This window comes from Leucobacter faecis (assembly GCF_054456635.2).
The window spans coordinates 70,084-84,443 of record NZ_JBTJEP020000006.1 but is presented as its reverse complement, the minus strand read 5'-3'; the positions used below and the strand labels follow the sequence as shown (position 1 = coordinate 84,443).

The 14,360-nt window shown below is 63.8% G+C and carries 11 protein-coding genes; 3 read left to right on the top strand and 8 right to left on the bottom strand.

The features are described from left to right. Nucleotides 1-45 precede the first annotated feature (45 nt). From ACXR2T_RS06860 to trxA, 3 genes are all read left to right on the top strand, one after another. Nucleotides 46-2,679 (top strand): DUF6049 family protein, encoded by a 2,634-nt coding sequence (locus ACXR2T_RS06860; protein ID WP_458838605.1) that lies wholly within the window; start codon nucleotides 46-48, stop codon nucleotides 2,677-2,679. A 67-nt stretch (nucleotides 2,680-2,746) separates the two neighbouring features. Next, a complete protein-coding gene (gene trxB / locus ACXR2T_RS06855; RefSeq protein ID WP_458838604.1) occupies nucleotides 2,747-3,697 on the top strand; it encodes a thioredoxin-disulfide reductase in 951 nt (316 codons plus the stop codon). A gap of 205 nt (nucleotides 3,698-3,902) precedes the next feature. Next, nucleotides 3,903-4,226 carry a thioredoxin gene (gene trxA / locus ACXR2T_RS06850; protein WP_458816752.1) on the top strand — a complete coding sequence of 108 codons (324 nt, stop codon included), beginning with the start codon at nucleotides 3,903-3,905 and terminating at the stop codon, nucleotides 4,224-4,226. A gap of 241 nt (nucleotides 4,227-4,467) precedes the next feature. On the opposite strand, the gene ACXR2T_RS06845 is transcribed toward trxA, so the two are convergent. The 8 genes from ACXR2T_RS06845 to ACXR2T_RS06810 all read right to left on the bottom strand — a co-directional run bounded on the left by ACXR2T_RS06845 (nucleotide 4,468) and on the right by ACXR2T_RS06810 (nucleotide 14,083). Next, a complete protein-coding gene (locus ACXR2T_RS06845) occupies nucleotides 4,468-5,367 on the bottom strand; it encodes a nucleotidyl transferase AbiEii/AbiGii toxin family protein (protein ID WP_458838603.1) in 900 nt (299 codons plus the stop codon). Nucleotides 5,368-5,372: 5 nt separating this feature from the next. Beyond that, complete coding sequence (locus ACXR2T_RS06840) at nucleotides 5,373-6,242, bottom strand: type IV toxin-antitoxin system AbiEi family antitoxin domain-containing protein (RefSeq protein WP_458816772.1); 870 nt, start codon at nucleotides 6,240-6,242, stop codon at nucleotides 5,373-5,375. 357 nt (nucleotides 6,243-6,599) lie between these two features. Next, nucleotides 6,600-7,454 (bottom strand): hypothetical protein, encoded by an 855-nt coding sequence (locus tag ACXR2T_RS06835; RefSeq protein ID WP_458816774.1) that lies wholly within the window; start codon nucleotides 7,452-7,454, stop codon nucleotides 6,600-6,602. Continuing rightward, on the bottom strand, nucleotides 7,432-8,454 hold the full coding sequence (locus ACXR2T_RS06830) for a type IV toxin-antitoxin system AbiEi family antitoxin (protein WP_458816776.1): 1,023 nt from the start codon (nucleotides 8,452-8,454) through the stop codon (nucleotides 7,432-7,434). The genes ACXR2T_RS06835 and ACXR2T_RS06830 overlap by 23 nt, the downstream gene beginning before the upstream one ends. 162 nt (nucleotides 8,455-8,616) lie before the next feature. Continuing rightward, the gene (locus ACXR2T_RS06825) at nucleotides 8,617-10,179 is read right to left on the bottom strand and encodes an amidase (RefSeq protein WP_458838602.1); all 1,563 of its coding nucleotides are present in this window, start codon (nucleotides 10,177-10,179) and stop codon (nucleotides 8,617-8,619) included. 88 nt (nucleotides 10,180-10,267) lie between these two features. Continuing rightward, entirely contained in the window at nucleotides 10,268-11,593 is a 1,326-nt protein-coding gene (locus ACXR2T_RS06820; protein ID WP_458838601.1) for a M20 family metallo-hydrolase, read from the bottom strand. Then, the gene (locus ACXR2T_RS06815) at nucleotides 11,590-13,026 is read right to left on the bottom strand and encodes an MFS transporter (RefSeq protein ID WP_458838600.1); all 1,437 of its coding nucleotides are present in this window, start codon (nucleotides 13,024-13,026) and stop codon (nucleotides 11,590-11,592) included. The genes ACXR2T_RS06820 and ACXR2T_RS06815 overlap by 4 nt, the downstream gene beginning before the upstream one ends. 100 nt (nucleotides 13,027-13,126) lie before the next feature. After that, entirely contained in the window at nucleotides 13,127-14,083 is a 957-nt protein-coding gene (locus ACXR2T_RS06810; protein ID WP_458838599.1) for a LysR family transcriptional regulator, read from the bottom strand. Nucleotides 14,084-14,360 lie beyond the last annotated feature (277 nt).

The following is a 14,360-nucleotide window of genomic DNA, read 5'->3' as shown; positions in this document are numbered from 1 at the left end:
TCGTACCTGGGGGTGAGCGCGGGCTGGGCTCTCTAAACTTGACCCATGCGCCTTCGCTCTGTCTTCTCGGCCGCCCTCGCCGCTGCCCTCATTTGGGGCGGTGCGCCCGCGGCGTCGGCCATCATGGTACCCGAAGCGGCGCCTGCTACGGTGCCCGGCACGAGCGCTGAGACTCCTGAGGCCAGCAGTCCCGAGACCCGCGCCCCCGAGCCTTCGCTCGTCGTCGCGCCCGGCGAGGCTGTACTGCGCGAGGTGAAAGACGGGCTCGAATTGCGCGCGCTGCTACGCAACCCGACCGACGCACCGCTTGCGGCCGGCGAGATCGTGTACGAGCTGAGCACCGCGCCCGTGCGCACCTCGGCAGAGCTCGACAGCGCGCTCACCACGCATCGCGAGAGCGTCGGGGTCGGCGGGACGAGCGAGAGCGGCAAGGAAGGCGAGACTGCCGAGTCGGCAGACACAGCAGACACAGCAGACACAGCAGATCCCGCCGACTCGACGCCCGTGAGTGAGGCGAACCACACCGCCGACGCGGGCCTCGCGTTCGCCAAGCTCACCTCCGCCGAAGTGGGCGAGGTCGACGCGGCAGAGCAAAAGAAGGGCGAGAACCAGGCAGACGGCCTAGGCGCCCCGGGTGAGCAGCGCGTCACCACCGATATCGCCGCAGACGATCTACCGTTCACCGACATCACGCCGCCCGGCACGTATGTGCTGCGCGCACAGTTCACCCCCGAGGGCGCTAACGCCCCGCTGGCGACAACCGCGACCCCCCTCGTGTGGCGCAGCACGGCCACGCAAAAACCCACCGCTGAGCCTAAGCCCGGTACGCAGCAACCCGGCACACAGCAACCCGGCAACGAACAACAGGCCGACGAGAAACAGCCCGATGCGGCACAGAAGGCCGAGGCGCTCACGAAGCTCGACGTCAGCTTCATCGTGCCGTTCGTCTTGCCCTCGAGTATTCACACGATGCCCACGCGCGGGCAGCTGTCTGACCTGGCGCCCGGTTGGGATCGGCTGCTCACCGCGGCCGAGGCGGCTCGGGCGACCCTCGCGATCGACCCCCGCGTCATCGCGGGCATTCGCAGTTACGGCACCGAGGCCCCCGCTGAGGCACGAGAGTTTCTGAGCCGGATCGAATCCAGCGCGAGCCCGAGCTTCTTGTTGCAGTTCGCCGACGCCGACCCGGCCGCGCAGGCGGCGCTCGGCTTCACCTCGCTACTGAGCCCCACGAACCTCGAGTTTGTGACGCGCTTTGGGGAGTTCGAGGCGGCCCCCGAATCCAAAAACGGCACCGCCGACCCAGATCCGGATGCAACAGACGCGGCAGACGCGGCCAGCGAGGCCAAGAGCAAAATCGCCGACGAGAACACAGACAAGAACACAGACAAGAACGCCGCCGAGAACTCCGACACACAGCCCGATGCCGGTGAAGAAGCTGGCGGCGACAAGAGCAACGACAACGACAACGACAACGACAACGACAACGAAGGCAACAACGACGCGGGCAGCGACGAGAGCGTCGGTACCCCCACGGTCGAGCAGCTGACGGCGTGGCCCGAGAAAGCGACGGCGTGGCCGGCCGAGGGCAACGTCGACGAGGGCGCGCTCGACCTGCTCGCAGCGTCAAACGTCGACCAGCTCGTGCTCGACTCGGGCAATGTGAAACACACGGGCGGCCCGCGCATCACCCTGGGTGACGCATCGGTTGTCGTCACCGACAACGCCCTCGGCGCGGTCGCCGCGGCCGCCCTCACGGGCGACACCGACATTGACCGCGCCGCCGCCCGGGCCGAGCTTGTCGCCATGCTGGCCGTGCGCGCGCAGGCTGAGGAGGGCGGCGTCGTGCTCGGGCTCGGGCGGGCCGCGGTGGCTGATGCCGAGGATCCGGAGCTGCTTGTTGAGGCGCTCACGCTGCTTGATGCCGTGCGCGCGACCCCGATCGAAGATCAGGCTGAGGGCAGTGGGGAATTGCGGGCAGCGGGCCCGCTGGAGCCCAGGCTTGCGCTCTTGCGGTCGGCGGCCGATCGTGAGGCGGCCGTGAACGAGGTGGGGGCGGTGCTTGATGACCCGCAGTATCTGAGCGGGTATCAGCGCACGCGCCTGCTGCAGCTGTTTGCGACGCGGTATGCGCCGCAAGACGGCGGATTTGATCGGGCCGCGACCGCGTTTCGCACGCGCGATGCCGAGCTGCTCGAGGGCGTGCAGGTGATTAGCGCCGAGCACACGCAGCTCGTGGGCGTGTCGACGAGCGTGCCTATTCAGCTGCACAATTCACTGCCGTTTAACGCGACCGTGCAGGTGAACGTGCAGCCGGTGTCGGCGGCGCTCGAGGTTGAACAGCGGGTGTTTAAGGATGTCGCGGTGGGGGCCGAGGCGAACGAGCGCGTGCTCGTGCCGGTGCGCAGTCGTGTGTCGTCGGGGGAGTCGGGGCTCGTGGTGACCGTCGCCGCTCGCGGCGGCGATCCGACCGTGTTCACGGGCACGCTGCCGCTGTCGATTAGCAGCATCGTCGAGACGATCATGCTGTGGGTGCTGGGCATCGCCGCGGCGTGGCTCTTCGTGGGGGGCGCGATTCGCAGCGTGCGTAAGCGCCGTACCGGGTCGGCGCGCAAGCAGCGTAAGCCGCGGGCGGTGGGTGAGAGCGACGTGAAGCCGCATGGAATAGACGACGCCTAGGATGGGTTGTACCTGAGGCGTCGGGGCAAACCCGGCGCCCGAACACGTTAATGCAGCGAGGAGCCTCATGCGCCAGATCATCATCATCGGTTCCGGCCCCGCCGGTTTTACCGCCGCGATTTACGCGGCACGTGCGGGCCTTGAGCCGTTGATGTTCGCGAGCGCCATCGGCATCGGTGGCGAGCTCATGAACACGACCGACGTCGAGAACTTTCCCGGGTTCCCTGAGGGCATTCAGGGGCCCGACCTGATGCAGAAGATGCAGGAGCAGGCCGAGCGCTTTGGCACCGAGGTCGTCTACGACGACATCACCGAGGTCGATTTCTCGGGTGACGTGAAGCGCGTCACCTCGGCCGACGGCGTGGTGCACGAGGCCGCCGCGGTGATCTACGCGACCGGGTCGGCGTACCGCAAGATCGGCGTGGAGGGCGAGGAGCGGCTCACCGGCCACGGCGTCTCGTCGTGCGCGACGTGCGACGGCTTCTTCTTCAGAGACAAGACAATCGCCGTCGTCGGCGGCGGCGACTCGGCGATGGAAGAGGCAACTTTTCTCACCCGCTTCGCGTCGAAGGTGTACGTGATTCACCGCCGCGACGAGCTCAAGGCGTCGAAGATCATGCAGCAGCGCGCGTTCGACAACGAGAAGATCGAGTTCGTGTGGAACTCTGCGGTCGCCGAGATTCACGGCGAGAGCGACGTGACCGGCGTGACCCTGCGCAGCACCGTCGACGGCGCGCTCAGCGAGCTCGACGTGACCGGCGTGTTTGTCGCGATCGGCAACGACCCGCGCACGCACCTCGTGCACGACAAGCTCGAGCTCACCGCCGAGGGCACGATCGCGGTCGAGGGCCGCTCATCGCGCACCTCGGTTGCGGGCGTGTTCGCGGCGGGCGACGTGATCGACCCCACCTACCGCCAGGCCATCACGGCCGCCGGCTCGGGCACCGTCGCAGCACTCGACGCCGAGCACTACCTCGCCGCGCGCGAGCAGGCGACCGCCGAGCTCGCGACCGCGTAGAACCCACAATTTGTCACCCTGCGGGCGCGCCCTCAGCACTCGCGAGTCGCAGGATCCACCACACACCGTCATCCTGCGCGAGCATCTTTCCCCGTCATCCTGCGCGCGCGACCTGTTCAGAGAGAAACGCGCCAGCGTTTCTCACAGGTCGCGGTGGCCCTACAGGGCCAGCGAGTCGCAGGATCCACCGACCAAGGAGGTCATCATGAGTGAAGCAATCAACGTAGACGAGAACACGTTCGACAAGGTCGTGCTGCAGAGCGAGATCCCCGTGCTGGTCGACTTCTGGGCAGCTTGGTGCGGCCCCTGCCGCCAGGTCGCGCCCGTGCTCGACAAGATCGCGGCCGAGCAAGACGGCAAGCTGCGCGTCGTGAAGCTCAACGTCGACGAGAACCCCAACCTGTCGGCGAAGTACCGCATCACGTCGATCCCGGCGATGAAGGTCTTCAAGAACGGCGAAGAGGTGCGCGAGATCATCGGCGCAATGCCCAAGCAGATGATCGAGGAGCACCTGAACGGGATCATCTAAGCCCGGCTTTTTGTTCCGGATCCCCCTCGCGCAGCTGGTCGCTGCGCGAGGGGGATATTGTGTCCGTGCCCCCGTTACGCCGCGCGAGCACCCCCGCCGTCGCCATGCCGCGCGAGCACCCCGACCTCGTCATGCCGCGCCAGCATCACCACCCTCGTCACACCGCGCGAATACCCCCGCCCTCGTCATGCTGCGCGACGAAGGAGTCGCAGCATCCAGCACGATCAAATTGGGCCTGTACTTAACCCCAGCTGAGAGACTCGGGGCTCCACTCTTTACCTCGCGCCTCACCGCGTAGCACCGGGTCAAGAAACGCCCGCATGAGCACCATGGCCGCGTCGACGGTTCGGTAGTCGGCGCAGGCTGGAACCGTCTTTGCGTCTTTTGCGTAGCGCGCTCCCCAAGTTTGCGGTACTCGGAACATCTGTGGGAGCAGCAATGCACGTGCGTCGGCCTCAGCTTGAAGCGCACGCCATAGTTCATCTGCATTCATGGAGGCTGTCGAAACGAGAATAACCAGATCGACGAGGTCCCATTCTCTGGTTGACTGTCGCCCTTTGTACTCTGTGAGAGTGGCGCACACCTTATCTGCAATTTGATCTACCACGGGATAGAGCCGGTAGTCATGGCTGCGCAGCTTCGGCAGATCAAGTCCGTTTGCAGGGGCTGCAACGAGGGCCGTTCCTATGACAATTACATTCGTCACAAGATCCACTTTGAGCGTGCCTCGTTTGCTCGCTCCCACGTACATATCGAAATGAACCTGGACCCCTTCGGTGTAAACCTGTTGATCACCAGCGACCGACGGTTCGTGCCCCACGTACTCAAACCTAAAGAAGTCTCCCAAGTCAATTTCAGCGGAACGCCTAAGATCATCCAAAGCGCCGTCGATCGTCTGGCCTTTTCGGTACAGGTCGATGTCTCTGGTGGTGCGGGCTGAACCAACGCGCGCGAGTACTCCGGTGCCGCCCTTCAGCATCCATTGTGCATCCGCTTCATCAGAAAATATCCTGCTTAGAAACCGCCTGAAGTATTCCTGCCTAATCCGATCGTTGACTGAGATCGATGGGTCATCCGAAGAGAGCTTACGGGCTGCGGCAAGTATGCCTGACTCTACTGCCCTCGGGCTTTGGTAGCTCACGACGTTCACCTTTCGTCCTCTGTGCTCTTGAATCCTGGATACTCAGCTCGAGCAGCCAAATTGATCCAGTCCACAACCTTCAGATAGTCAGAAGAATTCCCTCTCGCCCCTGAAGTTTTTCTAACCACTGCTGCCCGATCAGCGCCGGGCAGGGAGGCAATGAACTTGCTTGCGATCATCGCCCCGAGTTCCTCGTGGGAGGCAAGCTGTGCAGCGACAGTCTCGTTATCAATATGTGCCGCCTCCAGAAGCTCTTGGAGCAGAGCCTCCCCGTCACCCTTACGGTGACCATTACGTTCAGCTAGTGGAGTGAGATAGCTCTCGAGCTTTTCCATGTCCAGGTTCATCTTGCGATTCGCGTCACGAATCACCGCGCCGATGTGCTCGAGTTGGGTGCGTGCTTCAACCAGGTCGGCGATCGTGCGTTCGACCGTTGTGACCGGCAGACCCTCGCGAATCGTTACATCTTCTCGAGTTAGCGTGCGAGTTTTATACCGTATCTCTTCACGCTGCGTTTGCTTGCGACGCAGAGTGGTAAATTCAGTTCGCATGGCCCGCAGGTCTCCTACGCCATAAAGCACTGTCGCTGTCTCACCCGAAACTGTCGCAAAGCTCGGCCGATGTTGCGTGCGCTCCCATGCAAGCTGTTTGGGCTCGATACTTAGCCAGGCGGCGCGAAGGTCTTCATGCTCACTGCTAGGTGCTCCCGCATCCTTATACACACCATGCGCGAGCCTGACGAGATCACCATTGTCTGCAAGGCGCGCAAGATCCACATGACTCAGCCCGCGAGCAAGAGCCTGCGCAGAGGTAACCATGCCCCACTGGGACTCGGTAATCTCTGCAAGCTCACGCAGCGCAGGTCGGTACTTCATGCTTAGAAACTAACACCCAGAGTGTAAGTATTCAAGCACTATTCAGAAATCCGAATTTCCCGAGTCGGGCACTCAACATGGGATTGGGCAGCCGGGAAGCAGAAAATCTGCCCAACAGGCGTATTGTCGTGAGGCTAACGTTCGATACTGTCCGCCAATGACAGCAGGACCGTTGCGAATTCGCTGACCCTCGCAGCCACTGTCGGGCCTGACGGCGCCAGCGACGCGACGCCGCTGTTCACCCCTTGTTCGCTCAACCTAAAGGCTTGTTCAGTAAAGTTGAAAAGCCCCTTAAGCTGAACGAGGCGTTTACACCGCAACTTATTTCGCGCCACACGGGGGCTCAAAGCAGTCACCTCACGCAGCCGGTTTCATACCCCTAGAGTCCTGGAGCCCTTGGTTGAGGGCTGCGACGACCTTCGCACGACACCCCTCATCAAGCTCACCTGGGCTTCCTGGAGGGAGCACGAAACTCCTGGCCGCTTTGTCATGGTCAAGTGCATCCCATTGTTCGGCAAGATTAACGCGTTCCGTCACACCCAGCATCAGCCCAGCGTCGATACCAAGCTGCCTAGCGGCAGCCACCGCGATGTCCCATTCGGCTTCTTCTAATAGCTCCTGACCCTCATCCGTGGAGTACAGATTGTCTTGCACCTCTTGTGCTTCTCGGTACCAGAAGGCAGCTAAAGCAAGATCTTTCGCATCCTTATCTTCCCCATACACCGAGCGGTCAACCCACGATCGCAGTTTTAGGAGCGCGTATCCGGTGATAGTTGGTATACGCACGGTTATTCCACTGGGCAATTTGAGGGGCAACGACTGCTGGTGCACTTCGGAGAAAGCGAAAACGACAAGCCCCTCACCCCTCGGCGCAGGGGTCGAGATCCCTGTCGGATCTTCAATTGCGCCGAACGGCATAATGTCGACAGGAAGCCCACCGATCCTGTAGCGAATCCCGTTGCTTCCAAGCCGCTGGAATCGATCGTCGATCCGATCAGAGATAGCCCAGTCATCCAAAGCAATCCCTATATCGACGTCATTTGTGGCTCGAAGCAAAAAGTCATGCCCAAGGGCCGCATGCAAGATGTCGCGACAGCCAGCACCAACGATCAAGACTTGCTCGGGCAGCATGCTCACCGTCTCAATAAGCTCGGTGATAACCGCTTCAAACTCATCGAAAAGACGCGGGCTAATCTGCGCGAAGTTGAGCATGCAACTCTCGAAACTCTAAGGCTACCTCGTGCTGACGACTGTCTTGCGCAGCAAGCAGGTCAGCGTAAACAAGAAGCGGCGGGGCCGTAAACACGCCTCCCGAAGAATGCCCGTGCGGATCTTCCCAAAACTGCTCTTTGACGAAGATGTTTGGGCGAGCCTCCTCACGTCGCCAGCGAAGCGAAATGTATAGCTCAGTCGGTTGTCCGTGACTATAGAGCGTAAGGGTTTCTGGTCGCATGTGTGTTCTTAATGCAGATTCGCCACTAATGAAAACGGGGCTCTCCCGACTCTCAGTCACTGTAATGTCCCCAAAGAAAGTGGCACGGAGCTGCCCCCTGCCGAGTCCCGCTGGGTAAGACTGCACCCAGAGGTCAAGCAGCCGCTCGCGCATCGTCTCGCTAAAGCCTTGCCGATGAGCCAAGAAGCCCTGCTCGCGCAGGAGTTGCAGTGTGGACTGCGCCTGCCCGAGCGAAACACAGGCTACGCGAGCAAGTTCTCGTAACGGTGATTCCAAGAGAAATTCCCAAGAGAGCAGGGCAAAGATGACCTGCGCACGCTTTGGGCTCATCAAGTTAATGCCACCTCTTTGGTGCACAACGTTTCGGGTCCTCGTGTTCTGACCAGCAGCCGCCGGGGTGCTCGGTCGACGCCCTCGCACGTCAATCAACACTGGCTCAAAGTTGATGTACGCGTTGCCACTGCCGTCCATGTAGTTAATGCCGCGTTCGCGCATGATATCGGCGCTTCGCTCGGTCACCCGATCACCCACCACAAGCAGTGGGGCATCTAACTGATGGAAGTCGGCAGTTTTCGCAACGGTAGACGCTGTCATTTCAGGCACGTAGCTCAAATTGCCACGCAAGGTGGAGCCTCGGTAACGCAACTCACCGTGAACCACCGCTCCAGGCTCCAGGTTCTCTAATGTGACGCCCATGCGAAGCTCGAGCCCGTACTCATGCAGCCGTGATTGTAGATCTTCTGCAAGCGTCAAATCCATCGATCAGCCCGTTCAGTCTGTTCACCCTAAGCTTTTGTTCAGTATAAATGAAAAGTCTCTTAGAGTGAACAAGATGTTATGAACCTGAGCTGACGAGCAAGAGCCCGCTGACAACAGCCACGATGCAAGCCGCCTCCCGCAGCGGCACGGGCAATCCCGCGCTCACAGCGCAGGCAACCCCGGCATCAGGCCAGCCTGCTCAATAACGGCACCGATCTCGAACACCGTGCCCTCGTCCCACGGGTGCCCCACGACCTGCACGCCTGTCGGCACGCCCACTGTCGAGAGCCCGCTCGGCACCGCGAGTACGGGGCAGCGGTTCGCCACGTTAAACGGGCTCGTCAGGTGCGCCTCCCAGTAGTGCCCCAACTCCACGGGCTCACCATCAGCGCCCGGCACGCACACCCCCGCAAGGTAGTCGCCCGCCGCGTCGAGCATCTCAATGCCCTGTGTGGGGGCGAGCAGCGCGTCGAGACCGGTCATCGCAACAGCGAGTTCTTGCTGCAGCTGGGCGTCGAGCGCCATCGAATCGGGCAGGCTGACCCCAGCAGCAAACCGGGCAGCGTCTGCGATGAACTGGCGCGTGTACGCGGCCAGCTCTGACTCGGTGCCCGCCGTGAGCTGTGCCATCGCGGGCCCGAGAATGTGCCCGAAGTGGGCGAAGGTCGTGGCCGTGATCCGCTCCGTCGTCCACGGCAGCGTCACCGGCACGATCGTCGCGCCCCGGGCCTCAAGCAAGGCCGCCACGCGCTCCGTGTTCTCGCGCACACTCGGCGCGATCGGGTAATCACCCAGCGTGAGCGAGAGCCCAATGCGCAAGCCCTGCAACTGCCCGGATCGCTGCACCGCCGCGACCCTGTCAGTCAGACTCGCCCACTCGCCCGATCGCTCAGCCAAACCAGCCAAACCAGCCAAACCACCCGAACCAGCCAAGCCCGCTCGGCCCGCCGCAACCCTGCCCACCGACCCGTGATCGAGCGGGTGCGCCCCACTCATCACCTCGGCGAGCAGCGCCGTGTCTGCCACGGTGCGCGCCATCGGCCCGTCGCCCCGGTACCAGTCGGCTGACAGCGGCGGCAGCCCCGGCACCCGACCATACGGTGCCTTGTAGCCGACGGTGCCCGTGAATCCCGCGGGAATGCGCGTGCTGCCCGCAATGTCAGAGGCGGTGGCGAGCGTGGTCATCTGCGCGGCGAGCGCGGCGCCGGCCCCGCCCGAGGAGCCGCCGGGTGATGTCTCAAGGTTCCAGGGGTTGCGGGTGACGCCCCACGCGGGGGAGTGCGTGACGGTCGCGCACGAGAACTCGGGCGAGGTGGTGCGGGCGTGAATGATGCCGCCGGCGGCGAGAATGCGCTCGACCACCGGGTGGTTCGCCGCGGCGCGCACGCCCCGCTGTGACGCGAGCCCCTGCTCGAGGCTGCGCCCTGCGATGCCGTGTTTCTCTTTGGTCGCGACGGGAATGCCCAAGAGTGCCGGGGCCTTCGTGCCGGATCGGCGGGCCGCTGCCCAAGCCGCATCGGCTGCAAGCGCCGCGGCCCGCGCCTCCTCCGCCATCACCTCGGTGAAGGCGTTGATGCCCGTTTCACGGTCTCCGTTCACCCGAGCGATGCGGTCGAGGGTGGCCTCGAGTAGCTCGCTGGGGGCGAGCTCCCCCGATTCGAACAGGGCACGGGCGGCGTGGGCGTCGAGCTCGGTGAGCGGTGACGTTTGCTGCGTGGTGAGCATTATTTCTCTCTCCCGGTCATCCTGCGTGGCCTTTTCTTCGTCATCCTGCGCGACACCCCACCCGTCATCCTGCGTGGCCTTTTCTCCGTCATCCTGCGTGAGCGAAGCGAATCGCAGGATCCACACCCGCTTCAGCGAGCGCGCCGTGCACGAGTCGCCAGCCGACCTCGGCGAGCATGTCAACGCCCGCGGCCATGTCTTCGTCACGCGAGAACTCGCGTTCGCAGTGGCTCACCCCGTCGACGGACGGAATGAACAGCATCACAGTGGGGGCAATGCGGTTCATCGCGACCGAGTCGTGGCCCGCCATGGTGCGAATGCGGCGGGAGCCAAGTCCCAGATCGGCGGCGACCTGGTCGGCGAGCTCGAGCCCCTGCTCGGGGTAGTGCTGGTTGTCACGCACGTCGAAGTCGCGCGCGTTGATCACGAGGCCGTGCTCGGCCTCGATCTCCCGGATGTCGGCAAGAATCTGGTCACGGGCCTTGATCACGACCTCGCGGTCGTCGGCGCGCAGGTCGGCGACGAGGTGCACGCGGCGCGCGACCACGATGGGGGAGTTCGGTTCGAGCGTCATCTGCCCCACCGAGGAGACGAGGGTCTCGGGCTCAAACAGGTCGGTGACCTCGTGCACCCGCTGAATCACCTTGGCGGCTCCCAGCAGCGCGTCGTGCCGGTCAGACATGAGGGTCGCCCCGGTGTGGGATTGCTCGCCCAGCACCTCGATGTCGAGCTTCTGCGTGTACCAGGAGCGGTCGACCGCCCCGATCGCGATGCCTTCGCGCTCGAGGATGCGACCCTGTTCGATGTGGATCTCGGCGTAGGCGGCGACCTCGGGGCGCTCGTCGGTGCCGAGGTACCCGATATCGCGCAGCGCCTCGCGCACCGACACCCCGCTCAGGTCACGCACGTCGAGCATCTCGGTCTCGCTCATGAGCCCGGCGAACACCGAGCTGCCCATGATCGAGGGGGCAAAGCGGCCACCCTCCTCGTTGAACCAGTTCACGACGGCCAGGTTGTACTGGGGCGCGTCAAGCTGCGACCCGTCGCTGTCTTCGCTGTCTGAGCCAGCACCGCCCGCGGCGCTGACCGAGGTGACGCGACGCACGATCCGGCACGCTGCGTGCAGGGCCGCGATGACGCCGTACGCGCCGTCGAAGCGGCCGCCCAGTGGCTGCGAATCGAGATGCGAGCCGAGCAGCACATAGGGGGCGCCGGGTCGCAGCTCGATGAGCGCGAGCTGGTTGCCAATGCCGTCGACCCGCACCTCCCAGCCGCGCTCGCGCGCGAACGCCCGAAACCACTCGCGCGTCTCGCGGTCTTCGGCCGTGGCGGCCTGGCGGTCGACGCCGCCATTAGGAGTCGCGCCGATCTTCGCGACCTCGTGAAAGTCGGTGAGAAAAGATTCGGTGGTCACTTGCGGGCTCCTGTCGTGCGGGTGTGCTTCTTGAGGGGGTGGGTTTCGGGGATGCTGGTGAAGACGAGAACGAGAAACACGAGGGCTCCGGCGATCGCCATGTAGACGCCGGGGCTCGCGCCGTAGCCTGTCGCGCCGACGAGCCAGGTGCCGATGAACGGGGCGGTGCCGCCGAAGATCGCGTAGCCGACGTTGTAGCTGACCGCGGCCGAGGTGAAGCGGGTGCGGGTGGTGAAGATCTCGACGAAGAAGGTGTAGCAGCCGCCACCATAGATGCAGACCGCGATCACGAAGATGAACTGGCCGAGCAGGGCGAGCCCGAAGCTGCCTGAGGTGACGAGCATGAAGGCGGGCACCGACAGCACAGCGATCACGGCGGCGCCGGCGATGAGCATTGGTTTGCGGCCGAAGCGGTCGCCCAGCATGCCGGTGAACGGCAGCACGAGCGTGTAGAGCAGCATGGCGGCCGCGTTGGCGAGCAGCGACGCCTCGCGGCTCAGGTCGCCGGCGGTCTGCACGTAGGCAACGAAGTAACCCGAGAGAAAGTAGAAGCCCATCGCGGTGAGCCCCATGACCATGATCACCTGCAGCATCTGGCGCCAGTTCTCACGGAATGCGTCCCTGATGGGGGTGTGCTGTTCCTTTTGCGCGAGCTGCTTCTGCTGCACCTGCTTGAACGCTTCTGACTCTTCGGTGTGCGTGCGGATCCACAGGCCGAACAGGGCGAGTGGCAGCGCGATCAAGAACGGAATGCGCCAGCCCCACGACTCGAACGACGCGGCAGACATGTTCTGGGAGAGCACGAGGATCAGGGTGCCGCCGATGACCGAGGGCATCGCGGTCGCGGCGAGGGTGATGTTGAGCCACATGCCGCGGCGGTTCTTGGGCGCGTGCTCGAATACGAACGCGGGGGCGCCCACCGATTCTCCGCCGGCCGAGAAGCCCTGCAGCAGCCGGCACAGCACGAGCAGCGCCGGGGCGGCGATGCCGATCTGGGCGTAGGTGGGCAGCAGGCCGATCGCGGTGGTCGCGATGCCAATGGTGAGCAGCGTCACGTACAGCACGGGCCTGCGCCCGTACTTGTCGCCAAGCGCGCCGAAGAAGAGCCCGCCGAGGGGGCGCACGAAGAACGCGACGCCAAACGCCGCGAACGTGGAGAGCAGGGCGAGGGAGGGGTGCACGGTCGGAAAGAAGAGGGCCGAGAGCGTGAGGGCCGAGAGGCCGTAGAGGGTGAAGTCGTAGAACTCGATGAACTGACCGACGCTGCCGGCGAGCAGCACGCGGCGGCGCTCTTTGGTGAGCGCGCGGCGCTCGGCGACCGAGATGGGCCCGGTCGGTATGTTCACCGGATCAGTGTGCGGGGTCACGCCCGCGGTGTTGTTCACGGTCGTTGGTCTATCACCTGTGTTGGTGGCTTCGGATTGCAGCGTCATTGCGTCCTCCTGAGTGGTGCCCGCACCTCACCGGTCGGCGTCGTTGTCGGCCGTGTGCGGAGCTCGTCCCTCTAGTGTTGGCCGCACCGGCCGATCGTGTCTAACGAATAATTTCGTTGTTATCGATCGAGAAAATCGATTCGTGGCGTTTGTGTGACATGAGCTCGGTGCACACCTCAGCGAAGGCCCGGGCCTTACGAGTGGGCGCAAGACCGCGGCGGCTCACGAGCGAGGCTTCCATGGGCTGAAGTTCATCAAGGAGCCGGATCGGCACCACCCGCGACCCCGAGTACGTCATGCCGTGCCCCACCCACTGGTTGAGCACCGAGTAGCCGTGCCCGCGGGCCACGAATGAGCGCACGGTCTCGTACCCGAGGGAGACGTGGCGCACGCGCGGCTTAATGCCGAGCTGCCGAAAGAGGCCCAGGTAGTACTCGCGGGTGTAGGGCAGATCGAGCAGTACGAGCGGGTCGCTTTCTAGCTCTGACAGGTGAATTTCGCTGCGGCCCTGTTTTGCGAGCGGGTGGCTCTCTGCGACAATCACGTGCGGGGGAATGCGGTCGATGACGGTGCGGTCGAACCGGTCGTCGACGCCCAGGTCGTACATGAGGGCGATCTCGCAGCGGCCGTCGTAGAGCTGCGTCTGCAGGGAGTCTTGATCGCCTTCGACAAACGTGACGGTCACGTTGGGGTAGAGCTGTTCGAAGCGCTGCAGAATCTCGGGTGCCTGGAACGGCGCGAGGGGCGCGTAGATGCCCACCGAGATTTCACCCTGTAGGGCAGCGTTCGCGTGCTGCGCTTCGATTGCGAGCTGGTCGGCCTCTTCGAGAAAGGCTGCGCTTCGTGCGAGCAGCGCGGTGCCCGAGTCGGTGAGCCGGAGGCCGATTCTGGGGATCCTCGTGAAGAGCTCGACCCCCAGCTCGCGTTCGAGCTGACTGATCGCGCTCGACAGCGTCGACTGGGTGACGTTGAGTTCGGCGGCCGCCGCCGTCATGTTCTCGAGCCTGGCGACGGCAGCAAAGTAGCGCAGTTGGACGAGGGTGAACGACGCTGTCATGGGTCTAGTTTGGCAGGTTTGGGTGCCTGCTCAGAGGTGTTGGCTGAGGCAGGTCCCATACGCGCGCATACTCATCTGCAACGAGGGGCCACACAAGTCTGCGGCCATCATCGACCGTATGAATATCATCTGCAAGTGAATCAAACACCACAAACTCGTGTGGAATCACACGCCCTGCGCGGTCTTTTCGGCCCAGCGGATCAAGGAACCGCAGAGCTACCCGGTCACCGACCCGAGTGAACATTTCACCCGCAGACTCCTGCACAGAAAACACGGT